The organism is Bradyrhizobium rifense (assembly GCF_008123425.1).
Taxonomy (GTDB): domain Bacteria; phylum Pseudomonadota; class Alphaproteobacteria; order Rhizobiales; family Xanthobacteraceae; genus Bradyrhizobium; species Bradyrhizobium rifense.
Genome location: NZ_VSSS01000009.1, coordinates 36,480 through 62,218 on the forward strand (window position 1 = coordinate 36,480; position 25,739 = coordinate 62,218).

The window sequence follows — 25,739 nt, forward strand, 5'->3', positions numbered from 1 at the left end:
TTGGCTTGCGGCTTGCTGCCGCTTGAGCGCGGGCAGTCAATCGCGGGGAGGCGCTTAAGTCAATCAGGCCGGCGAGCGGAAGCTCATCAGGCTGCGGGTCTTGTAGTCGTAGAATTTGCCGGTCTCGGTCCAGTCGGGCGCGCACATAGGCACGATGAATGCGGCGACCTGCTCGGGCGTTTCGAGCGTGGCGGGATCTTCGCCCGGCATCAGGGTTGCGCGCATGCGCGTGCGGATCGGGCCCGGGTTGAACAGGTTGACGCGGAGTGTCGTGTTCGCGGTCTCCTGCGCCCAGGCACGCGCCAGAGTCTCCAGTGCGGCCTTGGAGGCGGCGTAGGGGCTGACATAGGCAGTCGCCTTGTTGGCGGCGCCCGAGGTGATGAACACGGCGCGGCCGGCGTCGGACTGCTTCAGCAGCGGCTCCATGCAGCGGATCAGCTGGAAGTTCGCGGAGACGTTGACGGCCATGACGTCGTTGAACGTCTTGAGCTCGATATGCCCGACCGGCGAGGAGGGGCCAAGCACGCCGGCATTGCCGACGAGAATGTCGAGCTTGCCATAGCGCTCGTGCAGGCCGGCGCCGAGGCGCGCGATGCCGTCGGAATCAGTGAGGTTGAGCGGGACCAGTGTAGCGCTGTTGCCGCCTGCTTTGCGGATCTCGTCGTCGAGCTCCTCGAGCCCGCCCTGCGTGCGTGCAGTGGCAACGATATGTGCTCCGGCCTTCGCCAGCGCGAGTGCCGTGGCAAAACCGATGCCGCGCGAGGCGCCGGTGACGAGAGCGATGCGTTTGGCGCGGGGCTTTGTCATAGCCGCGTTTTACAGGCGTGGATGGCCGGGGCAAGCCCGACCGAGACAAAATCCGACCGCGTATCGGGGTCAGAGTGTGTAGTTCTCGAACTCCCAAGAGCCGAGGAGGCCAACTTTTTCGGCAACCTCTTTCCAGCTGTTGCCCATGCATCTTTGGCAATAGCCGCGCACGTATCGCTCGAGCGCAGGGTAGTCGTACTCCTTGACGAACAGGAAGTGTCTTCCCGGAACATGAGCGTCTTTCATGTTGTCCGCGAACCACTCCGGTGTGCACAAAGTGAATCCAAAGGATTCCTCGCCCGGCCCGCCAGCCGGGCCGACCATTGCGCAGATGTAAATGCCGAATGGCCCATCAGGCTGAAATGCTTCCAGCGATGGCGTGTCGCTGCATGACAGCTGCCTGAGATTGGCGACGACGACCACGTTCGTGCCGTCAGCTCGCCTCCGCCAGCAGCGACAGCTGCCGTGGCTGCGGCTCGGTCTGGGTCTGGTCGGTGAGGTGGGTCGGATAGGCGCCGGTGAAGCAATGATCCGAGAATTTCGGATTGGCCGGGTCGCGGCCGGGCTCGCCCATGGCGCGGTACATGCCGTCGATCGATAGGAAGGCGAGCGAGTCGGCGCCGATGATCTCGCGCATCTCCTCCAGCGAATGCGTCGCGGCCAGGAGGCCGCCGCGATCGGGCAGGTCGATGCCGTAATAATCGGGATAGAGGATCGGCGGGGAGGCGAGGCGGAAATGCACTTCCTTGGCGCCGGCATCGCGCATCATGCGCACGATCTTCTTCGAGGTGGTGCCGCGTACCAGCGAGTCGTCGATCAGGATGATGCGCTTGCCTTCGATCGCGGCGCGGTTGGCCGAATGCTTCATGCGCACGCCGGACTCGCGGATCGCCTGCGTCGGCTGGATGAAGGTGCGGCCGACATAATGGTTGCGGATGATGCCAAGCTCGAACGGCACGCCGGAATGCTGGCTGTAGCCGACCGCTGCGGGCACGCCGGAATCCGGCACCGGCACCACGACGTCGACCGGCACATGGCTCTCCTTGGCGAGCTGGGCGCCGAAGGCCTTGCGCACTTCATAGACGGAACGTCCGTGGACGATGGAATCCGGACGGGAGAAGTAGATGTATTCGAAGATGCAGGGCCGCGGCGCGATCGGCGGGAACGGCTTGTGGATGTCCTGGCCGCTCTCGTCGAACACGATGACTTCGCCGGGTTCGATGTCGCGCACGAAGCGCGCGCCGATGATGTCGAGCGCGCAGGTCTCCGACGTCAGGATCGGGCAGCCGTCGAGGTCTCCGAGCACCAGCGGGCGGATGCCGCGCGGGTCGCGCGCGCCGACCAGCTTCTTGTTGGTGAGTGAGACCAGCGCGTAGGCGCCTTCGATCTCGCGCAGCGCATCGATATAGCGCTCGATGAAGCGGGCGCGTCTGGAGCGGGCGACCAGATGCAGGATCACCTCGGTGTCGGTGGTCGACTGCATCATCGCGCCGTGCTTCACGAGCTCGCGGCGCAGCGTCAGGCCGTTGGTGAGGTTGCCGTTGTGGGCGACCGCGAGGCCGCCGGCATTGAGCTCCGCGAACAGCGGCTGCACGTTGCGCAGGATGGTCGCGCCGGTCGTGGAATAGCGGACATGGCCGACCGCCATGTTGCCGGGCAGGCGGTCGATCACCTCGCGGCGGGAGAAGGTGTCGCCGACGAGGCCGAGGCGGCGTTCGCTGTGGAAGCGGCTACCGTCGTAGGAGACGATGCCGGCGGCTTCCTGGCCGCGGTGCTGAAGGGCGTGAAGACCGAGTGCGGTGATGGCGGCGGCATCAGGGTGGCCGTAGATGCCGAACACACCGCATTCCTCGCGGAGCGTATCGCCCTCCAGGTCGTCCTGAAGCTCTAGTGCGGCCGGGCCGGTATCGAGATCAAGTTGGGCGTCCTGGTCAGGGTGTCGCATCTCGTCCGCGCCTCTCTGTTGGCTCAATCAACGCGCCGCAGGTTTCTCGATCAGCTTCTTGAGGCTGTCACGAGCAGGTTTGCTGTATCCGTCACCAGTGCCCGAAGGCTGCTGTTCGGTATCAGCTTGATCATCATCTGGTTTGTTTTTCTTGAATCTCTTCAAGATGGTGTTCTCGGGGTCATCCGGCAAGAGGGACATCAGCCAATCCCCGGTTCCCTGGAGCACCACGCGCGATTTTGCCCCCGAAACCCAGTCCGGGCGCTGCTTGTCCGGCACGAGCCAGGTGAAGAACAGGAAGGCCACCACGACGATCAAGAGCCCGCGAGCCAGCCCGAACAGGAACCCAAGGGTGCGATCCAGCGCGCCAATGCGCGAATCCAGGATCATGTCGGAGATCCGGACTGTGATCACGGAGACCACGACCAAGGTACCGACGAACACGCCAGCGACCACGACTACGCTCGCGATGGTGTCGTTGTTGAAATAGGTCTTCGCGGTCGGCAGCAGCTTGGAGAACGAGTACAGCGTCACGATCGCCGCCGTGCCCCAGGCTGCGATCGAGAGGATTTCGCGCATGAAGCCGCGGACCATGGCAAGCAGGCCCGAGATCAGCATCACACCGAGCAGGATCAGGTCGAGGAGTGTAACTGGCATCGGCTGGTCTGGTCCGCTCGTACTCTCAAAGGGTGCTCAGCGAATCGGTGTTTGGCCGCCGCCCTAACTGAAGGCCAGACGGCGCTCCCGGCAAGGCCGCAACAACGCAATCCCATGCTGCTTTTGTGACGGCTGTATAGCTGTGGGGACGCTTGACGTCACCTCCAGCTACCCCTCTCCACGGCGGAATCTTGCCGGTGTGGCATTTTTCTCCGCAGGCGGGTTCGAGTCGCCACGGCGGGAGCCCTTGGCGGCGATTTCAGCGACCAATGTCGTCAGGCTGTTGACCGCGTTCAGGGTCAGTCCAGCGTCACCGCTGGCATCACCGCCCCGGGCCGATTCGGGCAGCACGGCGCGCTTGAAGCCGAGCTTGACCGCTTCCTTGAGCCGGGCCGGGGTCTGCGCCACCGGGCGGATGACGCCGGAGAGCGAAATCTCGCCGAAATAGACCGCATCGGTGGGTAACTGCGCGTTAACCAGGGAGGAAACCAGCGCCGCCGCGGCCGCCATATCGGCTGCCGGCTCATGGATGCGCAGGCCGCCCGCGACGTTCAGATAGACGTCGTGGCCGGAGAGCTTAACCCCGCAATGAGCTTCCAGCACCGCCAGCACCATCGAAAGCCGGCTCTGATCCCAGCCGACCACGGCGCGGCGCGGGGTGCCGAGCGAGGTCGGGGCCACCAGCGCCTGCAATTCGACCAGAACCGGCCGCGTGCCCTCGATGCCCGCGAAGACTGCGGTGCCTGGTGTGCCGAGGTCACGCTCGGACAGGAACAGCTCGGACGGGTTGGTGACCTCGCGCAGGCCGAGCCCGGTCATCTCGAACACGCCGATCTCGTCGGTCGGGCCGAAGCGGTTTTTGACGGCGCGCAGGATTCGGAATTGCTGCGAGCCTTCGCCCTCGAACGACATCACGGCATCGACCATGTGCTCGACGACGCGAGGGCCGGCGATCTGGCCGTCCTTGGTGACGTGGCCGACCAGGATGATGGCCGCGCCCGTCTTCTTGGCGAACCGAATGAGGGCCTGCGCCGAGGCGCGCACCTGGGTCACCGTGCCGGGCGCCGATTCCACCGTGTCGGTCCACATGGTCTGGATCGAATCGATCACGATGAGCCGGGGGACGGCGCCTTCCGACAGCGTCGAGACGATGTCCTCGACCGAGGTCTCGGCTGCGAGCTGCACGGGCGCATCCGACAGCCCGAGCCGTTCGGCGCGCAGCCGCACCTGGGCGATGGCTTCTTCGCCGGAGATGTAGACGATGCGGTGGCCGGCACGCGCCATCAGACTGGTCGCCTGCGTCAGCAACGTCGATTTGCCGATGCCGGGATCGCCGCCGACGAGCAGCACCGAGCCGCGGACGAAGCCGCCGCCGGTGACGCGGTCGAGCTCGGTCATGCCCGAGGACAGGCGCGGCGCGTCAGGGCTTTTTCCCGCGAGGCTCTCCAGCGCAAACGTCCGGCCCTTGCGCTTGGAGCGGATCGAGACCGGCACGCTGCCGGTCGCGTCTTCCTCGGCCAGCGTATTCCACTCGCCGCAGGACTCGCACTTGCCCTGCCAGCGGTTATAGGCCGCGCCGCAGTTCTGGCAGACAAAGGAAAGCGTGTTCTTGGCCATGGGGATGAATCGGTGCTCAGGGGGATTGCAGAGCGTTCCATAGCATGGAGAGCCCCGCCGCGACCATGATCGCGTCCATCACCATACGGAACATCTCTGGCTTCAGGTGCAGCACGAAGCGCTTCGCGATGAAAGCGCCGGCCATCAGTGAGGAGCCTGCGACCAGGCCCTTGATGAAGACATCCTGCGTCAGCGCGCCAAAACGCTCGAAGGTCACGGATTTCGCAAAGTAGATGCCGAGCGAGGCGGCGGCTTCGGTCGCGAGAAAGGCGCCTTTGGAGAGGCCGTAGAACAGGAACAGCGGCACGCTGAGCGGTCCGGTCGAGACCACGATGCCGGTGAGATAGCCGATGATCGCGCCGCCGATCGCGAGATGCCAGAGATTGGCCTTGAGGTCGTGCCGCGCCAGCCAGTGTCGCACCGGCACCATCGCGATCAGGAAGATGCCGATGGTGAGATCGACGGCGTGCGAGGGCAGGGCGAGCAGCGTCCGTGCGCCCAGCACCGCGGCCGGAATGCCGGTGACCGAATAGGCCAGGCAGGCCCGCCAGTCGACCTCGCGCCACCACGCTAGAATGCGCGAAAGGTTTGCCATGACGGAAGCGACCGCCATGATCGGCACGGCCTCCTTCGGCCCATAGGCATAGACCAGCACCGGCATCAGCATGATCGACGAGCCCGTGCCGACGATGCCGGAAATGGTGCCTGCGATCAGGCCGACGCTGAGGACGAAGAGAAAGGCCAAGGGCGGGGCTCCGGGAATCGGCAAAGTTTAGCCGGAGGAGGGGCAGAGCGCGAATGGGGATGCCGGCCGGTCCGTAGTTAACCGCCGGTGTCACGCCCGTCACCAATCCGACCAGTTCCCCGGCCTGATCCTTAGAATTTGAAGCGTATTGATCGGAGCGTCGCTCAAAGAATTTGAGGTCCGTGATGCCCGACCACCATTCATTCTCCGTGCTCGACCGTCATGCTGTGCTCAGCGGATCCGACAACGGCTTTCCCTGGTACGCCGGCGCGATGCTTGCGGTCGAAGCGAGCGAAGTGGTTCGCCTCCGCTGCGAGAAGCTCAGCCATGGCGATGAGGCTGCCGGGCATGAGGCCGTGCTGATGGTCAGCGAGAAGGTCGCCGCCGCTTTAGAGGCATTTGCGAGCCTGCTCTCGGGCGCAACGCCGGCTGCGGTCGTTCAGCGCTATCGCGAGCACGTGGCCGCCAACGCCAAGCGCCTGTCCGCGAATTGAGACTTCGCGCAGCCCCCGGGGCTCACCCGTCATCATGAACCCGCCGCGCGGTGGGGGCGACAGACGGTGGATGATGATGCCGGGCTAGCGCCTGCAGCTACCCCACGTCCGTTCCGCCGACAGACGCGTGCGCCTGGCACCCACATTGTCGGAGGCCATTTTGAGCGACAGCAGGCGGCTGGACTGGGCGGCCCGGACCATTGCGTTCCTGGCGGTGATTGTTGTCCTCGCGGGAGGGCTGTTATTGCTCAATGCGCCGAACCGCGAACGGCGGACTGTGATTGCGACGAGTTGCAGGGAATTCGCGGCCGATGCCGGCAGGGCGATACCGCCGTCCTGAGCGCGTCATTTGCGCCCGGCGATCACGTGCATTTGGCGATCGATTTCAAGGGCGTCGGTTATGTCTGGGAGCTGACCGGCGCGTTGGCCACGGCCAAAAAGGACGTGACCGGCTCCGGCTCGTTCACCACCGTCACCAAGTCCAAATCGACATCCACCGCAGCCGCATCCAGCACGTCGATCATTTCGCATGGCGAGATCAGCGGCTTTGCCACGTTGGATGTGGAGAGCGACATCACGGCAGCCGGGGATGGCGGGATCGTGATCACCAACAGCTTGCCGCCGGTGGCGCTGCCAAGGATCGCGAGCGCAAGCTGCGAGGCCTCGAAAGGGCATGCTCAATTGTCAGCCCATGCGGTGGCGAGCCCAAAGTGAGCAACGCTGCTGATCCCGCTGCTGACAGCATGTTGGCAGCAGGGCCGGGCTATGACCACCTCCTGACAAAACGGAGAGCGGGTCATGCCGATCGAGGCAAGCTGTCATTGCGGTGAGACGGTGTTCGAGGTGACAGAGGCGCCTTCGAGCGTGACGCGCTGCACCTGTTCGCTCTGCGCCAAGCGCGGCGCGCTGTGGGCCTATTACCCGCCGGCGCAGTTTCGTCTGCTGTCGCCCGTCGACAATGTCGCGACCTATCTCTGGGCGAGCCGCACGGTCAAACATCACCATTGCGCGAATTGCGGCTGCGGCACCTTTTCGGAGTCGCCGGAGTGGTCGACCGGCAAGCCCGATTTCGACAATCCCAAGGTCGCGGTGAATGCGCGCCTGTTCGACGATTTCGATCTGGAGGCCGTGCCGGTCAACACGATTGACGGTAAGAATTTGTGGTAAGCACGCAGCCTCGCGCATATCTGCTTGCACACCCGTCCCCTTGAGCCGGCGTGGGAAAGCTGATTTGTTTCCGGCCCAAGAAAAAGGGGAGGAAGCCATGGTGCGTCTTTTTGCGCGAGTCGTGCTCGCAATGTGTCTGGCCGTTGCAGCCGGTTTCAATGTGCAAGCGCAGACCAAGCCGAAGGTCACAACGCTCGGACCGGACTTTCCCAAGGCCACGCTGTTCGTCGGCAACAGCTTCTTCTACTACAACAACGGCATGCCCGGGCATCTCTCCTTCATGGAGCGGGCCGCGGATGATGCCAACAAGGCGGCCTATCGCAACACTATGGCCACGATCGGCGGTTCCGGCCTCGACTGGCACGACATGGACAATCTGCTGCGGCCGGGCGGCTTGGGCGCCTATTCCTTCGACGACCAGAACGTTGTCGTCTTCAACAAGCCGGGCAGGCAGTTCGACACGGTCGTCATGATGGATTGCAGCCAGTGTCCGATTCATCCGCAGCTGAAGGACGCCTTCACCACCTTCGCCAAGAAGGACAGCGAGATCGTACGCGCTCATGACATGCGGCCGGTGCTGTTCATGTCCTGGGCCTATCTCGACAAGCCGGAAATGACGGAAGGGCTGGCCGAGGCCTATACGATCGCCGGCAACGCGAATAATGCGCTCGTTATTCCCGCGGGTCTCGCCTTCGCGCGCGTCCGCAAGCTGCAGCCCGAGCTCAATCTCTATGCGCCGGACAAGCGGCACCCGAGCCCCGCCGGCACCTATCTCGCGGCCTGTGTCACGCTGGCCGCGCTGACCGGCCGCTCGCCGGTTGGCAATTCCTACACGATGGGGATCGATCCGGAGACGGTGCAATTGCTGCAGAAGGCGGCATGGGACACGGTGCAGGATTATTACGGGCGGTGATTGAACCGGGCCGCCAATCGGGTGGGCAAAGGCGCGCTTGCGCCGTGCCCACGACCTGTCTCCGTAGGCGAATTTGGTGGGCACGCTTCCGCCTTCGCTCTTCGAGCTATGGCGGACAAGTCGCTTTGCCCACCCTACGAGACCATCGTTTATTTCAGCACCACCCAGGCCGGCGCATGATCGCTCGCACTATCCTCGCCACGAACCGTCTTGTCGACGCCGGCCTTTGCCAGGCGTGAGACGAGGGCAGGGCTGAGCAGCAGATGGTCGAGCCTGAGGCCCGCATCGCGGGGCCAGCGATTCCGCTTGTAATCCCAGAACGTGTAGATGCGCTCGTCTCCGTGCAGCTCGCGGATCGCATCGCACCAGCCTTGCTCGACGAGCGAGGCGAACGCCGCACGGCTTTTCGGCTGGATCAGCGCATCCTTGTCCCATGAGCGCGTCGGATAGATGTCGATCGCCGTCGGCGCGACGTTGTAGTCGCCGGCGAGCACCACGGGAATATCCTGCTTGATGAAGGTTTTGGCGTGGCGTTTCAGCCGCGCAAGCCAGTCCAGCTTGTAGTCGAACTTCGGCCCAGGCTGCGGATTGCCGTTCGGCAAGTAGATGCTGGTGACGATGACGCCGCGTACGGCGGCCTCGATGTAGCGCGCCTCGTGGTCCTCGGGCCGTCCCGGCAGCCGGTCGCGCGTCAGCACCGGCTCGGCGTTGCGGGCGAGGATGGCGACGCCGTTCCAGGTCTTCTGTCCGCGCCAGACTGCGCCATAGCCGGCCTTTTCGATTGCCGCTGCCGGAAATTCGCCATCACTTGCCTTCAACTCCTGGAGTGCGACGACATCCGGCTTGGCCGCGCGCATCCATGCGAGCAGATTGGGCAGGCGGCGGTTGATGTTGTTGATGTTGAATGTCGCAATCTTCATGTAGAGCTGATCGCCTCGCACGTCCCGACACCGGAGATACAATGTCCAAGTTGAGCTTTGCCGCTATCGCATTCGTCGTCGCACTCTCCGGGGCCACTTCCGCACAATCGGCCGATCCGCGCGGCGCATGCAAGGCGGACTACGACAAATTCTGCGCCGGCATCGCGCCTGGCGGCGGCATCGTCGCGTGCTTGAACGGCAAGCGTGACCAACTCAGCGCGACCTGCAAGGCGGCGCTCGACAGCAGGAAGAAGAAGTAAGCGGCTGACAGCTCAGCCCGGCAGTGGCGGCGGGCTTGTCGGCTGCTCGACCGGCGGCGGGGAGGGCGGCTGTTCGGCTGCCTGCGCGGGCTCCGGCTTTGCCAGCGGCTCCACGACATTGCCGCCCTTGTAGACGCGGGCGTAGCGGTGGCCGAGGCTGGTCAGCACCTCATAGCCGATCGTGCCGAAATGATGAGCCAACTCGTCGACGGTGATGCCATCGCCGAGCAACGTCACCATGTGGCCGCGACGCGCCGCGTTCGGCGGAAGGTCGGTGATGTCGATCGCGATCAGGTCCATCGAGATGCGGCCCGCCACCGGACAGCGCTTGCTGGCAACGATCACCTCGGCGCCGCGGGTGCCGTCATTGGAACTGGCCGCGCGGAAATAACCATCGGCATAGCCGACCGCTATGATCGCGAGCTTGGTCGGTCGTCGCGCCGTCCAGGTGCCGCCATAGCCGACGCTTTCGCCGCGCTCGATGGTGCGGATCTGCACGATGCGTGCCTTGAGATCGACCACGGGCTGCATCGGATTGTCGGCCTCCGGCGTCGGATTGACGCCGTAGAGCGCGGCGCCCGGCCGAACCAGGTCGAACTGGAAGGGCGCACCAAGGAAAATGCCTGACGAATTCGCAAGCGCCGCCGGCACGCCGGAGAATTCGCTGGCGATGCTGCGGAAGGCCCCAAGCTGCTTGGCATTGACGGGGCTGTTGAGCTGCTCGGCCGAGACCAGATGGCTCATCACCAGCGTGATGCCGTGATCGCCGGCATTGATGCGGGGGATGATGGCCTGCGCTTCCGCAAGCGTCAGCCCGAGCCGGTTCATGCCGGTGTCGATGTGGATCGCGGCGCCACCGGACCAGCCGGTACGGCGGCAGAACACGTCCCATTCGGCGAGCTCGTTGAGGTCGCCGATCACGGGACGGCAGTTGATCTTGGCGTAGTGCTCGCCGGTGTTCTGGAAATACCCGCCGAGCACATAGATCGTGGCGTCCGGCACCGCCGCGCGGGCGGTGCGTGCCTCCTCGATGGTGGCGACGAAGAAGGTCTTGCAGCCGGCCTTGTTCAGCGCATGCGCGACCTGCGCGGTGCCACAGCCATAGGCGTCGGCCTTGATCACCGCCGAGCACTCGGCCGGCACGGCGGTCTTCTCGAGCTTGCGCCAGTTGGCGATGATGGCGTCGAGATCGACGGTGAGCACGCCGCCGTGGGCTGCGAGCGCGGCAGCTTGATTGGCCTCCGCGGAGAGAAGGCCGGATTGCGGGATCATGTTCGGGTCGGACGCCATTGCCATGGCGCCGTTTTACGCAAGTGGCAGGCTTGGTTCAAGGAACTCAGTAATCGTTGCCGCTGCGCGCCGGCATCTGACTGTCAGGCGCGAGGTCGCCGAACCGCGTGACCGAGGCTTCGAACGCCAAATCGACAGTGCCTGTCGGGCCGTGGCGCTGCTTGCCGATGATGACTTCGGCCTTGCCGTACGCAAGGTCCATGTCCAGGCGCCATTTCTCGTGCTCGGGCGTGCCCGGGCGCGGCTCCTTCATCGCGAGGTAATATTCCTCGCGGTAAACGAACAGCACGACGTCGGCGTCCTGCTCGATTGATCCGGATTCACGCAAGTCGGAGAGCTGCGGTCGCTTGTCCTCGCGGGATTCGACCTGACGCGAGAGCTGCGACAGCGCGATCACGGGGACGTTGAGCTCCTTCGCGAGCGCCTTCAGGCTCGTCGTGATCTCCGTGATTTCCTGCACGCGGCTGTCGCTGGCGCGCTTGCCTGAGCCGGAGAGCAGCTGGATGTAGTCGATCACGAGCAGATCGAGGCCCTTCTGGCGCTTCAGCCGGCGCGCGCGCGCCATCAGCTGCGCGATCGACAGGCCGCCGGTCGCGTCGACGTAGAAAGGCAGCGACTGCAGCTCGATCGAGACCTCCCGGATCTTGTCGAAATCGGCTTCCGAGATGCCGCCGCGGCGGATGTGGGAGGAGGGAATGCCGGTGCGCTCGGCCACGATACGCGTGGCGAGCTGGTCGGCCGACATTTCGCAGGAGAAGAAGCCGATCACGCCGCCATTGGCAGCCTTCATGGTGCCGTCGGCCTGGAGCTCGGCGACATACGCCTTGGCGACGTTGTAGGCGATGTTGGTCGCCAGCGACGTCTTGCCCATGCCGGGGCGTCCGGCCACGATGATGAGGTCGGAGTGCTGCAGGCCGCCCATCTTGGTGTCGAGGTCGCGCATACCCGTGGAGATGCCGGACAGCTTTCCGTCACGCTGGAACGCCTTTGCCGCGAGATCGACCGCGACCGCCAACGCCTGCGAGAATTTCTGGAAGCCGCCGTCATAACGGCCGGACTCGGCGAGTTCATAGAGGCGGCGCTCGGCATCCTCGATCTGCGCCCGCGGCGCGAAATCGACCGGCGCGTCATAGGCGACATTGACCATGTCTTCGCCGATCCCGATGAGGTCGCGACGCAGCGCAAGATCGTAGATGGTGCGCCCATAGTCCTGGGCGTTGATGATGGTGGTCGCCTCAGCCGCGAGCCGCGCCAGATATTGGCCGATGGTCATGCCGCCGACGTCGGTGTCGGCGGGCAGGAACGTCTTCAGCGTGACGGGCGTGGCGATCTTGCCCATCCGGATCAGGCTGCCGGCGGTCTCATAGATGGTCTGGTGCAGCGGCTCGAAATAGTGCTTCGGCTCCAGGAAGTCGGAGACACGATAGAAGGCGTCGTTGTTGACCAGAATCGCGCCCAGAAGGCTCTGTTCCGCCTCGATATTGTGCGGCGCGCTCCGATAGGCCGGAGTTCCGGCTTCGGGCGCGAGTTTGAGGACGTTCGAATCAGTCAGGGCCATGATCGAGCGATAGCAATTTTCTGGGGCGGATGCGGGGCCGGGATAAAGCGCCGACGCAGCCCGAAGCGGAAGCAAAAGCTCGTCGCTATCAACCGATCATTAAAAATGGTGGATGATTAGCGGTCGCAGCATGCGCCGCGCTTGACGGACTTTTGCGGAACTCGCCGGCGCTGGAAGTGGCCGCGACCGCACCACGGAAAAATCCGGATGCCGTGAACCTTATGGATTGAGGCGCAGACGTATCAAAGAGCGCGCGAAATGACGCACGCTGGCCGCTTTCGGCGCCGGTTTCAGACCAGCAGGAGGTAGACCAGCGCAACCAGGGCCGCGCCGACGCCGGTGGCGATCAGGGCGTAATCGGTGCGGAGGTCGTCCTGCACGTCGAATGAGGTTTGGGTCTCTTTGCTCATGGCGACGATCTAGGCCAGGACCGACCAGACTTATGTGAAGCAGATCACATCGCCCCGGATTCTTTCGGGGTACCCCGGAACAGGAATGGCGGATGGGGGATTGACTCCCGTAACCTGCCACCAGGGAGACGAAGCAAGCGATGCGGCCAGAACGGCAGCGACAGGTTTGGCAAAGCGAGGCTGGCAGCCGGATTTGGCTGTCCGGGCTGATCGTGGCCATGGAGCATGCCGCGCGGCCCGAGCAGCGGCGTCTGCCTGTCGCACCTGAGACCCTCGCGGCATTGCGAGCCCAGCTAGCGTTACCGGCGTCTTTCCGGATCCCGCCGATTTCGACCCTGCGTCATTAGAACTCATTCACCAGCAAGCTTCAGCTTCGGCTTGGCGCCACCCTCGAGGGCGCGCAGCCGGGCGTCTTCGTGCGCGATATAGTCGCGGATCATCGGGACCACGCCCTGGCGCTTGGTGAGCTGGAGCTGGAAGTTCATCATGCCCTGCTTGCGGAACGTCATCTCGCAGGCGGCGAGGTAAAACTCCCACATCAGCGCGAAGCGCTCGTCATAGAGCTGCACGGCTTCCTCGCGTCGGGCCAAGAAACGTTCCCGCCAGGCCTTCAGCGTCTCGGCGTAGTGCAGGCGCAGGATCTCGACGTCGCAGACCAATAGCCCGGCGTTCTCGAGCGCGGGGAGCACTTCCGACAACGACGGGATGTAGCCGCCCGGGAAGATGTATTTGGCGATCCAGGGATTGGTCGAATCCGGCCCCTGCGAGCGGCCGATCGAGTGCAGCAGCATGACGCCGTCATCGCTAAGCAGTTCGGCGCAGCGCTTGAAGTAAGTGTCGTAGAATCTGGCTCCGACATGCTCGAACATGCCGACCGAGACGATGCGGTCGAATGGGCCATCGATGTCGCGATAGTCCTGGAGCAGGAAGCGCGCCTGTCGCGTCAGGCCTTTTTCGGCGGCGCGCGCATTCGCAACCTGCAACTGCTCCGTCGACAGCGTCACGCCGGTCACGTCGGCGCCCGCGATCTCGGCAAGATAGAGGCCGAGCCCGCCCCAGCCTGAGCCGATGTCGAGCACACGTTGGCCACGACTGACCAGCAGCTTTGCGGTGACGTGCCGCTTCTTGGCGAGCTGCGCGTCGTCGAGCGTCGTTTCCGGCGTCTCGAAATAGGCGCAGCTATATTGCTTGTCGGCGTCGAGGAAGAGCGAATAGAGCCGCGCATCGAGATCGTAGTGATGCGCGACATTGCTGCGCGCGCGTGCCCGCGGATTGAATTGCTTCAGGTGCCGGACGAGATAGCGCAGGTGCCACCAGGGCTTTGCCCAGTGCGGCAACAGGTCGGCTTGATCGAGCAGGATCGCGAGGGCATCTGCTATGCTGCCGCGCTCGACGACGAACTCGCCGTTCATATAGGCCTCGCCAAGCCCGAGCTCGGGATTGATGAGGACTCTCCGTTGTGCGTCGGCTGTGACGAAGCGGACTTCGACCGGCTCGCCGGAGCCGTCGCCGACGGCGAACTTCATTCCGCCCGCCGTGGTCACCGTCATCGACCCGCGGCGGATGAATTGGGACAAGAACTTGCGCAACAAGCGGTCCATCGACACACACCTCTCGAGCGAACCCGAAAAGAAGCGAACAAACCCGGCCGTCACACGTGGGACTATAATGGTTCCCATGCGTTCGCATGTAAATCTAGGCAGCCTATTCCCGGACCGCTAATGCGTTGTGTTCAAACCCGATATTCGAAAAACGCGTAATCACATGCTTGATGAGTGCGCTTCCATTCGCAGCGCAATCGGCTAAAAGGTGACCGCCGCCGCGCCCCGACGCCGGCCGTATCTGTCGGATTTCAATGGAGATGATGGGAATGTCGAGCCGAGCGCTCAGCCTCGCCACGGTGCTGTTTCTGATCGGCTTCGGCGCCTCCGATGCCGTTCTGGCGCAGGCGACGAACCTCGAGGCCGGCAAGGCCCCATCCCAGATCTTCGCGCAGACCTGCAATGCCTGCCACAAGAGCCCGCGGGGGCTGTTGAAAACGGTATCACCGGGCTCGCTGCCGGGTTTCCTGCGTCAGCACTACACCACCAGCCCGGACATGGCCGGCGTGCTGGCCTCCTATCTCGTCTCCAATGGCGCCACCGACGCCCGCTATCAGTCCAAGGACGGTGGCAAGGACGGCAAGGACAAGAAGGACGGCGCCAAGGAGAAGGACGCCAACACGAATCCTGGGCAGTCGCCTGAGCACCAGGGCCGCCGCCAGCGCTCGCAGGAGGCCGCCAAGCCGGAGGGCGAGGGCGGCGCTGCTAACCCGGCGCCTGAAGGCCGCCAGAAGCGGACGGCTCGGCCAGGCGAGGAGGGTGCCAAGGAAGGCGCAAAGGAAGGCGCAAAGGAAGGCGCAAAGGAAGGCGCAAAGCCTGAGGCTTCCACCGAGCAACCGCCCGAGGGCCGCAAGGGCAAGCGCATGAGCAAGCGCGGCAAGCCGGAGACGAACGACGCAGCCGCGCCGAAGGTTGAGCCCAAGGTCGACTCCACAACTGAGCCCCAATCCGAACCCAAGACTGAACCAAAGAGCGAGAGCGCCAAGGTCGATTCCGGTCGCGACGAGTCCAAGCCCGACAGCGCCAAGCCGGCCGAGAAGCCGGCAGAGGTCAAGCCGGCAGAGGTCAAGCCGGAGAGCGCCAAGGTCGAGCCGCACGCCAGCGAGACGCCGGCTCTGCGCCCCGATCCGGTGCCGCAGGTGACACCGGCCCCGCCGGCAGTCGCCAAGCCGGTTGAACCGGCTGCGCCCAAGCCTGCGGAAGCGGCCGTCTCCAAACCCGCCGAGCCTGCGCCCAGCTCCGAACCGGCGGCCAAGCCGGCCGAGCCGGCGCCGTTTGCGCCCGCCGCGGCGCCATCACCTGCACCTGCCGAGTCCTCCGGTCCGCCGGCGCCGCCGATCTCGCGCTAAGTCGATAATCCCGTCGATCTGCGAAGGCCGCGCCAAGCGCGGCCTTCGCGTCGTCTTGACCGCCATTAGAGCAACGTCAGAGCAACGTCGCGCCCAAAACGAAAAGCCCGGCTGCCTGAGGCAGCCGGGCTTCGTACCTTGCGCGAATGCGAGGCTTACTTCTCGGTCTCTTCCGCAGCCGGGGCCGGCTCGGCGTCGTCGTGCTGCGCTTCCGGATCGAAGAACTCGCCGGCGGCGGCGATCGCCTCGGCGGCCGCATCGCGGTCCTCGTTGCGGGTCGAGATGTCCTCGCCGCGGTTGATGCGCTCGGCCTCGTCCTGGCTGCGCGCAACCGTGACGGAGACTTCAACCTCGACCTCGGGATGAACGGCGACGGTGATGGTGTGCTTGCCGATGGTCTTGATCGGCGCGTCGAGCTGCACCTGCGGACGGTCGAGCGAAACGCCATCGGCTTCGAACGCGACAACCACGTCACGCACCGTGACCGAGCCGAACAGCTGGCCGGCTTCGGACGCCTGACGGATCACGATGATGTTCTTGCCCTGGATCTTCTCGGCGATCTTGGACGCTTCGCCCTTGGACGCGAGGTTGCGAGCTTCGAGATCGGCCTTCATGCCGTCGTACTTGGCACGGTTGTCGGCGGTGGCGCGCAGCGCCTTGCCGCGCTTGAGCAGGAAATTGCGGGCATAGCCGTCGCGAACCTTCACGACTTCGCCCATCTGGCCAAGCTTGCTCACGCGTTCCAGCAAAATGACTTCCATATTCGTTCTCCTTTGAAGTGCTCTGGGTTTTCAGTTTTCGGGTTGGACTTAAGTTGTCGGCAATGGCGGCGGTTGCCGGTTGCGCAGGTAGCGCTCGCGGAAGCCGAACACGGCGTCAGCAAGCCCAAGGGCGGTCAGCAGGATGAGGCTCACGCTGAACATGAAGACGATGGCGTAGGCGGTGGCGAGCCAGATTCCGCGATTGGCGAGGTCGCGCGTGACGGTGTGCAGAACGGCAAAGCCGACCAGCGCATAGGCCATCATCAAGACGGTCGTGACGACGACGGCGAGAATGCCGGTCATTCCGCTGAAGAAGCTGAACGCGAGCGCGACACAGAGTGCCACCAGCGTCATCGGCGGCAAGCTCGTGCTGCTGAGGTCCGGCCAGGGCCGATGCAGCCGACCTGAAACAGCCGCGACCTTGGCGGCAAGCCAGAGATTCAAGGTGAGCGTCGCCATCTGCGATGCGGCGACCAGAACCGGAATGACCGCGACCATCAGGCCGACGCGGGGATCGCTCTCGGTAACGGTCGTCTCGCTCACCAGTGAAAGAATTTTGGCGAAGCCGCGGCGCATCGCATCGCTGATGGCCGACGCATCGCTTCCCAGCGAATACAGCGATCCCGCGGTCAGCAGCGTCGCCAGCGCCGCAATCCAGAGCAGGATACGTCCAAGCGGATACCATTCGACCTGGGGCGGAGCCGCATCCGAGGCCGCGATGCCGCTAGCCACGGGTCTTCCCAGCATGGCGAGATGGCCAAGCCACCAGGCCGGCAGCGCGAATGCGAAACCATAACCTAGAGCGAGGGGCGGGCTGAGTGCGCCCGCGATGACGAGCGTCGCGACGAGGCCACCAAGTGCACCGCAGAGCGGTCCCCAGGCGATCGCGGCGAGCATGAGCGGCAGCGGAGCGAGGTAAACCAGGACAAGCGAGATCAGCGCGCCCGACGCCATCGAGGCGAACATCAGGGCCGACGCAGCGCCGGCGATCAGGGCTATCAGTCCAAATACCATCATCAGCTGTCCCGCTCCCTTCGAGCGGTTAGAGGCGCTTTGCCCCAACCATCGGCGACCGGACGACCGGAAGCCTTATGAGTTCAGAAAGTCGCGACCGGCGGCGTGATCGTCGCCGGTCGAATTCGCCTTAGCGAATGACGTAGGGCAGCAGGCCCAGGAACCGTGCGCGCTTGATGGCGCGGGCGAGCTCACGCTGCTTCTTCGCGGACACCGCGGTGATGCGGCTCGGCACGATCTTGCCGCGCTCGGAGACGTAACGCATCAGCAGCTTGGAGTCCTTGTAGTCGATCTTCGGAGCATTAGCGCCCGTGAACGGGCAGCTCTTGCGACGACGGAAAAACGGACGGCGTGCACCAGCTTCAGCCATTGGTCTTACTCCCCATCCGTCGTGGTTTCAGCTTCGTCGCGCGGACGGCGCGGGCCGCGATCGCCGCGGAAGCCGCCACCATCACGATCGCCACCACGGAAACCGCCTTCGCGGTCGCCACGGAAGCCACCTTCGCGCTCACCACGGAAGCCGCCGCCACGGTCGTCACGCTCGCGATCGCGATCAGCCTTGCGCATCATCGCAGACGGACCTTCCTCGAGCTCTTCGACGCGGACGCTGAGATAGCGGATCACGTCTTCGCTGATACGCTCCTGGCGCTCGATCTCGGCGATCGCCGCGGAGGGCGCGTCGATGTTGAGCAGCACGAAGTGCGCCTTGCGGTTCTTGTTCATGCGGTAGGTGAGGGAGCGAACGCCCCAATTCTCGGTCTTGGTGACCTTGCCGCCGAGACCCTCGACGATTCCGGTCATCTGCGCAGTCAGCTCTTCGACCTGCTGCGTGCTCGCGTCTTGGCGCGCGAGAAAAACATGCTCATAGAGAGCCATAGTCGTCCTTTCCTCGTGTTAGCGCATTGCCCGGCGTCAAGCCCTTAAGAGACCTTCGGAAAGGACTCTGGGATTAAGCTCAGAAGGCGGAAACACGGGACGACGGGCCGACTGGCCCTGCCACACCAAAATCACGAATGATTTGCTGAGACCGTCCGTTCAGCTCCCGGCCGGGGTCTGCGGATGCGCGCGTTATACGGATTTTGGTCGGCTTGGCAAGGTTTGCGGCCGGCTTTTCGGCCGGGATCGTCCCGGTAAGGGTGGTGGGGACCGGTCCTCCTAGGTCGCATCCGGCTTGATCTCTTTGTTTGTATGTCATACAAATAAGTCAGGGAGAGGATCCGATCGTGGAAAAGTCGGCCCAGGAGCCGTTTGAGGCGGCTGGCGACCCCAAACATGCTGCGCGGGCGACGCGTTCGGCCGGGCGCAAGATGAGGTCGCTGCTGCTGGATGCCGCCAGCCCGCTGTTTCGGGAGCGGGGGCTGTCGGGCACCGCGATCACCGATATCGCGGCCGCAGCGGACGCCTTCCCGAGCCAGATCACCTACTACTTCCGCACCAAGGAGGCGCTGTTCGTCGAATGCGCCTGCCGCGATCTCCTGTATCTGGCGCGCGCGACCGAGCAGGCGGCGCTGAAGGCGCGCACGCCGCGGGAATACACCCACGCGCTGGCCGAGACCGTGACCGCGAGCGATTCGATTGCCTTCTTCGCCGAGGCGTTGACGCTGACGCGGCGGCGACAGGATCTGGCGCCGCTGGTCGAGCGCACCATCGAACGCCTGCACAGCGAAGGCGCACGCGCTTATGCGGGCCAGGTGGCGCGCCACGGCTGGCGCTCGCTGCGCGCACCCGACGAAAGCTCGCGACGATTCTGGGCGGTCGCCATCGGAATCATTCTCGAGGGCTACGCCATGGGCCGCTCGCCCGAGGCGCTGTGCGCCGAGATGCTGCGCGTGCTCGGCGAGCAGGCGAAATCCGCAGGCGACACAGCGCGCCTGCGTCTCGTCGACGAGCGCGACGCATCAACGAATTCGAATGAGGAGGGGTAGGCCATGACCGCGCTTCGGATGCGTGCCCGCGATTTCCTGACCGACGATCAACTGGCCGATGTGCGCCAGCGCGTGACCTGGAAGGGCGTTGCGATGATCGCCCACGCCTGGGCGCTGATTATTGGCGCAATCGCGCTGGTCGCGTGGTGGCCCAATCCGATCACCTATGTTCTCGCCGTTGCCATCATCGGCTCGCGTCAGTTGGGCTTGGCGATCCTCATGCATGACGGCGCGCATGGTTGCCTGTCCGCGGACGAGAAAACCAATCTGACGTTGAGCCAATGGTTCTGTGCCTATCCGCTGTTTGCCGAGACACGCAGCTATCGCCGCTATCACCTGCAGCATCATGCGCGCACCCAGCAGGAGGATGATCCTGATCTGGTGCTGTCGGCGCCGTTTCCGATCACCAAGCTGAGCTATCGCCGCAAGTTCATTCGCGACATCACCGGGCAGACCGGCTACCAGCAGCGCAAGGCGCAATTGCTCAACGCGCTCGGTCCGAAGGACTGGCCGTGGCGGCAGCGCGCCGCGCATTTCTGGGACAAGCTCGGCCCGCAATGCCTCGTCAACACCGCGATGTTCGTAAGCCTCGCGGCGGCCGGCGTGTGGTGGGCCTATCCGCTGCTATGGCTGGTGCCGCTCTTGACCTGGATGATGGTCATCACCCGCATCCGCAACATCGCCGAGCACGCCGTCGTGCCCGACAGCAGCGATCCCTTGCGCAACACCCGCACCACGCATGCCAATTTCCTCGAGCGTCTGTTCATCGCGCCGTACTACGTGAACTACCACCTCGAGCATCATCTGCTGTTCTACGTGCCCTGCTACAATCTGCCGAAGGTCCACCGCCTGCTCAGTGAGAGCCGGCACGCCGAGCGGATGGAGGTACAGCCGAATTACGCCGCGGTGCTGCGGCTCGCCACGGCGAAGCCGAACCGCGATGATCGGCCGGGGCAATTGGTCAGCAATGCGCGCCGTGCGCAAGCTGGTGCCGAAGTTGGTGCGGATCAGAAGGCCGGCGGCTTCTAGCAGGCCAGCGCGGGAGCTTTTGGCGCCGGAAGAAACGCTGTTGAATCGGGGACGAGCGTGACCGCGTCGGCCGCATAGCCGTGGACTACGAAAGCGCCCTTGCCGCCACGTTTGGCTTCGTACATTGCGCGATCGGCGGCGCTCAGCAATTCGTCGGCAGTCACGCCGTCGCGCGGCGCCGACGCGAGCCCGATGCTGGCTCCGACGCGTGCCGCCGGCGCAAACTCGAATGGCTCCGCCACACGCGCAACGATCCGTCGCGCTACCGCGGCAGATTCGTCTTCGGTGATGTCCGGCAGCAGGATGACGAATTCATCGCCACCAATGCGGCACACGACGTCGCCATCGCGCACGCTGGCGCACAGGCGCTTCGCTATTGCGACGAGAACGGCGTCTCCCGTCGCATGTCCAAACCTGTCGTTGACGCCCTTGAAGCCGTCGAGATCGACGCAGAACACGGTGAGCTTCGAGGAGGCCGACGCCGCATCCGTCGAGCATCTCGGCGAATAGTTTCTGGTTGAGGGCGCGATTGGGCAGGCCTGTGAGCAGGTCATGATGCGCCATCAGGCGGTTTGTTGCGCTCGGAATGATGGAGGTCGAGCAGGATCTTGTGGTTCTCCAGCAGCAGGAAGATCATCCCCGCCGTGTAGACCGGGGTTTGCAGGCCGATGACAAACAGGAAGGGTACCGGCGACAGGATCGTAGCCACTGCGAATGGCAGCGTCAGGATGCAGATCAGCAGAATGCCGTAACGTGGTGTCGCGGCGTTGCGCGAAGCGATGCCGCCGACGAGATTGGCGAGGCCAATGCCGGCCATCAAGATCAGTGGCATGATGCCGGAGGCGACGCACTGATAGCCGCCGGCAGAAATCAGGACGACGGATGATAGCCCGGCCCAGACCGGCGCCACGTTCACCGGCGCCCGCCGGTCCCGCCTCGCCTTTGCGAGGGCTCGCAGCATCAGGCGGATTCGCGTGCTGCCGAGGATGATCTCCGCCAGCACCCTGGCATAGGCCCATGCAGCGCCGGTCAGCGCGGCGGAGAGCGACGCGATCAGCAGCGACGCTGCCACGGCCACCACCAGCGTCCTGGTCTTGTTGGTCCGCTGCTGGAGCAATTCGTTGTGGATGTCGTCCGGCTGCGGTCGCGGGCCGGCGAGCAGCCAGTCGACGCAGGCCTGGAAAGAGAGCAGATGCCGCTGCGGTTGCCCGGCGGAAGCCGAAACTGTCGATGTCTGTGCGACCACGATTGCCATGACCGGCAACCTAGGTGGGTGGTATTTAAGGCCGCTTAAGTGATGGAACCAAGTTCCCGACAACGTAAACGCTTTACCGGCGAGCGGCGCACGCCAGGTCCGATTGGTGCAAGGCAACGGACGACCTTGGGCGCAATAGCTGCGACCGGGCAGTCACGGAGAGCCCTTCGCGGCTTGACAGCTCGGCCCCGGACAGTGTCTACGGCCCTTTTCGGAGCATGGTCGGGAACCAAGGCTCGGGCCGGACGTCATCGGCTGCCGGGTTCTCGAAGCACACGGCTCGAGCGATCCAGGGAGCGCCGATGACGGCAGCATTCACATTTCCGGGGCAGGGTTCCCAAGCGGTTGGCATGGGCAAAGCCTTGGCCGATGCCTTTCCGGTGGCGCGCGCCGTGTTCGATGAGGTCGATGCCGCGCTTGGGGAGAAGCTGACGGCTACGATCTGGGATGGCCCGGCCGAAACCCTTCAGCTCACCGAGAACGCCCAGCCGGCCCTGATGGCCGTGTCTGTGGCCACTCTGCGCGTGCTGGAAGCTGAAGCTGGGTTTTCCGCTGGGCGGGATGCTGCGTTCGTTGCCGGCCACTCGCTCGGCGAATATTCGGCGCTGGCTGCGGCCGGCAGTCTGACGATCTCCGACACCGCGCGGCTGCTTCGCACCCGGGGTCTCGCAATGCAAAAAGCCGTGCCGGTCGGTGCCGGCGCCATGGCCGCGCTGCTCGGCCTCGACTACGACGCGGCCATGGAGGTCGCCAGGGAGGCGGCACAGGGGCAGGTCTGCCAGGCTGCCAACGACAACGGTGGCGGGCAGGTGGTCGTCTCCGGCGACAAGGCCGCGGTTGATCGCGCCGTCGAGATCGCCAAGACCAAGGGCGCCAAGCGCGCCATGCTGCTGCCGGTGTCCGCGCCGTTCCATTGCAAGCTGATGCAGCCCGCCGCCGACGCCATGGCCGAGGCGCTGTCCAAGGTCACGATCAAGGCGCCAGCTGCGCCGCTGGTCTCGAACGTGTTGGCAACCGCCATCACCGATCCCGACGAGATCCGCCGCCGCCTGGTCGAGCAGGTCACCGGCACGGTGCGCTGGCGCGAGTCGGTGGCCTATATGGCGGGGCAGGGCGTCACCCGTTTCTTCGAGATCGGCGCGGGCAAGGTGCTGACGGGACTCGTCAAGCGTATTGCCGATGGCGCTGTCGGCGTGTCGGTCGGCGGGCCGAACGATATTGCCGCTGCCAAGGATGCACTGGCCGCTGCGAAGCAGGCCTAGAGGAGTTTTTCCATGTTCGATCTGACTGGCAAAAAGGCGCTCGTCACCGGCGCGACCGGCGGCATCGGCGGCGCGATCGCGCAGGCGCTGCACGCGCAGGGCGCCACCGTCGCGATTTCCGGAACGCGCAAGGAAGTGCTGGATGAGCTTGCCGGCAAGCTTGGCGAGCGCGCCCTCGTGCTGCCCTGCAATCTCTCCAAGGCCGACGAGGTCGAGGCGCTGGTCCCGGCTGCGGAAGCTGCGATGGGCCAGGTCGATATTCTCATCGCCAATGCCGGCATCACGCGTGACAATCTGTTCGTTCAGCTTCGTGATGAGGATTGGGACGAGGTCATCAACGTCAATCTGACCGCGACCTTCCGCCTGGCGCGTGCCGCCACCAAATTGATGATGCGCAAGCGCTTCGGCCGTATCATCGCCATCACCTCGGTGGTCGGCGTCACCGGCAATCCCGGGCAGGGCAATTACACCGCGTCGAAGGCCGGCCTGATCGGCATGATCAAGACGCTCGGTGCCGAATACGCCAAGCGCGGCGTGACCGCGAACTGCATCGCGCCCGGCTTCATCAAGACGCCGATGACGGATGCGCTCAACGACAAGCAGCGCGAGACGATTCTGACCAAGGTTCCGGCCAATCGCCTGGGGACGCCCGAGGACATTGCGGCGGCCGCGGTCTACCTGAGTTCGAACGAAGCAGCCTACGTCACTGGCCAAACCATCCATGTCAACGGCGGCATGGCCATGATCTGACACGCCGTTCCGCACTGCCCACATGGGCGGGGCAGGATGCGGCAAACGGCCGTTTCCGGAGCGAATTGAGGCTTGTAGTCAAGGCAGTTGAAGTATGATAACCGGACCTTCAACGGATGGGCAAAGAACGCCATTGCAGGTTTTTGAAACCCTGTATATTGGCGATGCGGAGCCTTGGCCGTCATTCGCCGGGTCTCCATCGGTTAAGGTGGGACCAAATCAAAGTTCGTAAGCGAAGGCAGTCAACGACCACGACGGCTCGTATCGTCCCGGGGGGTCGGGTCTACAGGGAACAACACGAGGTTATGCAATGAGTGACATTGGCGAACGGGTTAAGAAGATCGTGGTCGAACACCTTGGTGTTGAACCCGAGAAGGTTGTCGACGCAGCGAGCTTCATCGATGACCTCGGCGCCGACAGTCTGGACACCGTCGAACTGGTGATGGCGTTCGAAGAAGAATTCGGGTGCGAGATTCCGGACGACGCCGCGGAGACGATTCTCACCGTCGGCGACGCTACGAAGTTTCTCGAGAAGAACGCGAAGAGCTAACGCTCTTCATTTTCGCGGGGACAACATTGAAACCGGACGGGCCGCTTCCCAGCGGTCAGCCGGTTTCTTGTTATTGGCCGTGAATCTTTCGATTCGGAGTTTTCGGATATGAGGCGGGTTGTCGTCACTGGTCTCGGCATGGTGTCGCCACTCGGCTGCGGCGTCGAGCCGACCTGGAAACGCATCCTCAACGGCGAAAGCGGTGCGCGCAGGATCGAGAGCTTCGATGTCTCCGATCTGCAGACCAAATACGCCTGCACCGTCGTGCGCGGCGACGGGTCGAACGATACCTTCAATCCCGATATCTGGATGGAGCCGAAGGACCAGCGCAAGGTCGACGACTTCATCATCTTTGGCATGGCCGCGGCCGGCCAGGCGCTCGACGATGCCAACTGGCATCCCGAGTCCGAAGAGGACCAATGCGCGACCGGCACCATGATCGGCTCGGGCATCGGCGGCCTCAACGGCATCGCCGACACCGCCATCCTGCTGAAGGAACGCGGCCCGCGCCGGGTGTCGCCGTTCTTCATTCCGGGCCGCCTGATCAATCTCGCTTCCGGCTATGTCTCGATCAAGCACGGGCTGAAGGGGCCGAACCATTCGGTGGTCACGGCCTGCTCGACCGGCGCCCATGCGGTCGGCGACGCCGCCCGCCTGATTGCGCTGGGTGACGCCGACGTCATGGTCGCCGGTGGTGCGGAATCGCCGATCAGCCGCATCGGCATTGCCGGCTTCAATGCCGCGCGCGCGCTCTCGACAGGCTTCAACGAGACGCCCGAGAAGGCCTCGCGTCCCTATGACAAGGATCGCGACGGTTTCGTCATGGGCGAGGGCGCCGGCGTCCTCGTCCTGGAAGAGCTCGAGCACGCCCGGCGCCGCGGCGCCAGGATCTACGCCGAGGTGATCGGCTACGGTCTGTCGGGTGACGCCTATCACATTACGTCGCCGTCGCCCGACGGCAATGGCGGCTTCCGCAGCATGACGGCCGCGCTCAAGCGCGCCGGCCTTACGGCATCCGACCTCGATTACATCAACGCGCACGGCACTTCGACGCCGCTTGGCGACGAAATCGAGCTCGCCGCGGTGGAGCGGCTGCTCGGCAATGCCGCCTCCAAGGTTGCGATGTCGTCGACCAAATCGTCGACAGGCCATCTGCTCGGCGCGGCCGGCGCCATCGAGGCGATCTTCGCCATCCTCGCGATTCGCGATAATGTCGTCCCGCCGACCATCAACCTGGACAATCCGTCGGTGGAGACCGCGATCGATCTCGTGCCGCATAAGGCGAAGCAACGCGAGGTGAACGTCGCGTTGTCGAATTCTTTTGGTTTCGGCGGTACCAATGCCTCGGTCATCGTCCGGCGCCTGACCCATTAGTTTGTGTTTGCGACGAATCCACCGTTTTGCCGTATTCGGCGATAGTCATGTCTGTGGGCGCGTGCATTTGGCTCGGCAAGTGATTG

At 64.4% G+C, this 25,739-nt stretch carries 29 protein-coding genes; 13 read left to right on the plus strand and 16 right to left on the minus strand.

The features are described 5' to 3' along the window. Positions 1–63 precede the first annotated feature (63 nt). The 6 genes from FXB40_RS04220 to FXB40_RS04245 form a co-directional block, all read right to left on the minus strand. On the minus strand, positions 64–807 hold the full coding sequence (locus tag FXB40_RS04220) for an SDR family NAD(P)-dependent oxidoreductase (protein ID WP_148770952.1): 744 nt from the start codon (positions 805–807) through the stop codon (positions 64–66). Positions 808–876: 69 nt separating this feature from the next. Beyond that, the gene (locus FXB40_RS04225; RefSeq protein WP_187436657.1) at positions 877–1,230 is read right to left on the minus strand and encodes an immunity 8 family protein; all 354 of its coding nucleotides are present in this window, start codon (positions 1,228–1,230) and stop codon (positions 877–879) included. Between the two features lie 10 nt (positions 1,231–1,240). Further along, positions 1,241–2,752: an amidophosphoribosyltransferase gene (gene purF, locus FXB40_RS04230; RefSeq protein WP_148770953.1), complete on the minus strand. Its 1,512-nt coding sequence runs from the start codon at positions 2,750–2,752 to the stop codon at positions 1,241–1,243. A gap of 27 nt (positions 2,753–2,779) precedes the next feature. Further along, entirely contained in the window at positions 2,780–3,409 is a 630-nt protein-coding gene (locus FXB40_RS04235) for a CvpA family protein (protein WP_148770954.1), read from the minus strand. A 168-nt stretch (positions 3,410–3,577) separates the two neighbouring features. Beyond that, complete coding sequence (radA, locus tag FXB40_RS04240) at positions 3,578–5,026, minus strand: DNA repair protein RadA (protein ID WP_148770955.1); 1,449 nt, start codon at positions 5,024–5,026, stop codon at positions 3,578–3,580. Positions 5,027–5,042: 16 nt separating this feature from the next. Further along, positions 5,043–5,771, minus strand: coding sequence for a sulfite exporter TauE/SafE family protein (locus FXB40_RS04245; protein WP_148770956.1), 729 nt, complete (start codon positions 5,769–5,771; stop codon positions 5,043–5,045). Between the two features lie 185 nt (positions 5,772–5,956). Here FXB40_RS04245 and FXB40_RS04250 point away from each other — a divergent pair, with 185 nt between their 5' ends. The 5 genes from FXB40_RS04250 (at position 5,957) to FXB40_RS04270 (ending at position 8,345) form a co-directional block, all read left to right on the plus strand. Beyond that, positions 5,957–6,265, plus strand: coding sequence for a hypothetical protein (locus FXB40_RS04250; RefSeq protein ID WP_148770957.1), 309 nt, complete (start codon positions 5,957–5,959; stop codon positions 6,263–6,265). Positions 6,266–6,425: 160 nt separating this feature from the next. Continuing rightward, on the plus strand, positions 6,426–6,605 hold the full coding sequence (locus tag FXB40_RS04255) for a hypothetical protein (protein WP_148770958.1): 180 nt from the start codon (positions 6,426–6,428) through the stop codon (positions 6,603–6,605). A gap of 26 nt (positions 6,606–6,631) precedes the next feature. After that, on the plus strand, positions 6,632–6,979 hold the full coding sequence (locus tag FXB40_RS04260; RefSeq protein WP_148770959.1) for a hypothetical protein: 348 nt from the start codon (positions 6,632–6,634) through the stop codon (positions 6,977–6,979). A gap of 84 nt (positions 6,980–7,063) precedes the next feature. Continuing rightward, the gene (locus tag FXB40_RS04265) at positions 7,064–7,432 is read left to right on the plus strand and encodes a GFA family protein (RefSeq protein WP_148770960.1); all 369 of its coding nucleotides are present in this window, start codon (positions 7,064–7,066) and stop codon (positions 7,430–7,432) included. A 97-nt stretch (positions 7,433–7,529) separates the two neighbouring features. After that, positions 7,530–8,345: an SGNH/GDSL hydrolase family protein gene (locus FXB40_RS04270; RefSeq protein ID WP_148770961.1), complete on the plus strand. Its 816-nt coding sequence runs from the start codon at positions 7,530–7,532 to the stop codon at positions 8,343–8,345. A 149-nt stretch (positions 8,346–8,494) separates the two neighbouring features. Here the strand turns inward: FXB40_RS04270 and FXB40_RS04275 are convergent, their stop codons facing one another. Beyond that, a complete protein-coding gene (locus tag FXB40_RS04275) occupies positions 8,495–9,265 on the minus strand; it encodes an exodeoxyribonuclease III (protein WP_148770962.1) in 771 nt (256 codons plus the stop codon). A gap of 41 nt (positions 9,266–9,306) precedes the next feature. On the opposite strand from FXB40_RS04275, the gene FXB40_RS04280 reads away from it, so the two are divergent. After that, entirely contained in the window at positions 9,307–9,525 is a 219-nt protein-coding gene (locus FXB40_RS04280; RefSeq protein WP_148770963.1) for a cysteine rich repeat-containing protein, read from the plus strand. A gap of 12 nt (positions 9,526–9,537) precedes the next feature. On the opposite strand, the gene alr is transcribed toward FXB40_RS04280, so the two are convergent. The 3 genes from alr to FXB40_RS04300 all read right to left on the minus strand — a co-directional run bounded on the left by alr (position 9,538) and on the right by FXB40_RS04300 (position 14,384). After that, a complete protein-coding gene (gene alr, locus FXB40_RS04285; RefSeq protein WP_187436658.1) occupies positions 9,538–10,815 on the minus strand; it encodes an alanine racemase in 1,278 nt (425 codons plus the stop codon). Between the two features lie 46 nt (positions 10,816–10,861). After that, on the minus strand, positions 10,862–12,373 hold the full coding sequence (locus FXB40_RS04290; protein WP_148770965.1) for a replicative DNA helicase: 1,512 nt from the start codon (positions 12,371–12,373) through the stop codon (positions 10,862–10,864). A 760-nt stretch (positions 12,374–13,133) separates the two neighbouring features. Then, on the minus strand, positions 13,134–14,384 hold the full coding sequence (locus FXB40_RS04300) for a cyclopropane fatty acid synthase (protein WP_187436659.1): 1,251 nt from the start codon (positions 14,382–14,384) through the stop codon (positions 13,134–13,136). 269 nt (positions 14,385–14,653) lie between these two features. On the opposite strand from FXB40_RS04300, the gene FXB40_RS04305 reads away from it, so the two are divergent. Beyond that, positions 14,654–15,733: a hypothetical protein gene (locus tag FXB40_RS04305; RefSeq protein WP_187436660.1), complete on the plus strand. Its 1,080-nt coding sequence runs from the start codon at positions 14,654–14,656 to the stop codon at positions 15,731–15,733. Positions 15,734–15,888: 155 nt separating this feature from the next. On the opposite strand, the gene rplI is transcribed toward FXB40_RS04305, so the two are convergent. From rplI to rpsF, 4 genes are all read right to left on the minus strand, one after another. Then, the gene (gene rplI / locus FXB40_RS04310; RefSeq protein WP_148770969.1) at positions 15,889–16,494 is read right to left on the minus strand and encodes a 50S ribosomal protein L9; all 606 of its coding nucleotides are present in this window, start codon (positions 16,492–16,494) and stop codon (positions 15,889–15,891) included. Between the two features lie 48 nt (positions 16,495–16,542). Beyond that, positions 16,543–17,511: a DUF2232 domain-containing protein gene (locus FXB40_RS04315; protein ID WP_148770970.1), complete on the minus strand. Its 969-nt coding sequence runs from the start codon at positions 17,509–17,511 to the stop codon at positions 16,543–16,545. A gap of 127 nt (positions 17,512–17,638) precedes the next feature. Continuing rightward, the gene (gene rpsR / locus FXB40_RS04320; RefSeq protein ID WP_007592020.1) at positions 17,639–17,878 is read right to left on the minus strand and encodes a 30S ribosomal protein S18; all 240 of its coding nucleotides are present in this window, start codon (positions 17,876–17,878) and stop codon (positions 17,639–17,641) included. A gap of 5 nt (positions 17,879–17,883) precedes the next feature. Beyond that, a complete protein-coding gene (gene rpsF, locus FXB40_RS04325) occupies positions 17,884–18,384 on the minus strand; it encodes a 30S ribosomal protein S6 (protein WP_148770971.1) in 501 nt (166 codons plus the stop codon). A gap of 344 nt (positions 18,385–18,728) precedes the next feature. Here rpsF and FXB40_RS04330 point away from each other — a divergent pair, with 344 nt between their 5' ends. Then, a complete protein-coding gene (locus FXB40_RS04330; protein ID WP_148770985.1) occupies positions 18,729–19,433 on the plus strand; it encodes a TetR/AcrR family transcriptional regulator C-terminal domain-containing protein in 705 nt (234 codons plus the stop codon). Positions 19,434–19,436: 3 nt separating this feature from the next. Further along, the gene (locus FXB40_RS04335) at positions 19,437–20,462 is read left to right on the plus strand and encodes a fatty acid desaturase family protein (protein ID WP_148770972.1); all 1,026 of its coding nucleotides are present in this window, start codon (positions 19,437–19,439) and stop codon (positions 20,460–20,462) included. Here the strand turns inward: FXB40_RS04335 and FXB40_RS04340 are convergent. Together FXB40_RS04340 and FXB40_RS04345 are read right to left on the minus strand one after the other, a co-directional pair. Then, positions 20,459–21,016, minus strand: a complete 558-nt coding sequence (locus FXB40_RS04340) for a GGDEF domain-containing protein (RefSeq protein WP_148770973.1) — start codon at positions 21,014–21,016, stop codon at positions 20,459–20,461. The two genes, FXB40_RS04335 and FXB40_RS04340, sit on opposite strands and share 4 nt — an antisense overlap. After that, on the minus strand, positions 21,013–21,717 hold the full coding sequence (locus tag FXB40_RS04345; RefSeq protein ID WP_148770974.1) for a hypothetical protein: 705 nt from the start codon (positions 21,715–21,717) through the stop codon (positions 21,013–21,015). Before FXB40_RS04345 ends, FXB40_RS04340 begins: the two co-directional genes overlap by 4 nt. 302 nt (positions 21,718–22,019) lie before the next feature. On the opposite strand from FXB40_RS04345, the gene fabD reads away from it, so the two are divergent. The 4 genes from fabD (at position 22,020) to fabF (ending at position 25,653) form a co-directional block, all read left to right on the plus strand. Further along, positions 22,020–22,979: an ACP S-malonyltransferase gene (fabD, locus tag FXB40_RS04350; RefSeq protein WP_148770975.1), complete on the plus strand. Its 960-nt coding sequence runs from the start codon at positions 22,020–22,022 to the stop codon at positions 22,977–22,979. Between the two features lie 12 nt (positions 22,980–22,991). Then, positions 22,992–23,729: a 3-oxoacyl-[acyl-carrier-protein] reductase gene (gene fabG / locus FXB40_RS04355; protein WP_027535227.1), complete on the plus strand. Its 738-nt coding sequence runs from the start codon at positions 22,992–22,994 to the stop codon at positions 23,727–23,729. Positions 23,730–24,039: 310 nt separating this feature from the next. Then, positions 24,040–24,279, plus strand: a complete 240-nt coding sequence (locus FXB40_RS04360) for an acyl carrier protein (protein WP_008130699.1) — start codon at positions 24,040–24,042, stop codon at positions 24,277–24,279. 108 nt (positions 24,280–24,387) lie between these two features. Continuing rightward, positions 24,388–25,653 (plus strand): beta-ketoacyl-ACP synthase II, encoded by a 1,266-nt coding sequence (gene fabF / locus FXB40_RS04365; protein ID WP_148770976.1) that lies wholly within the window; start codon positions 24,388–24,390, stop codon positions 25,651–25,653. The last annotated feature ends 86 nt before the right edge of the window (positions 25,654–25,739 follow it).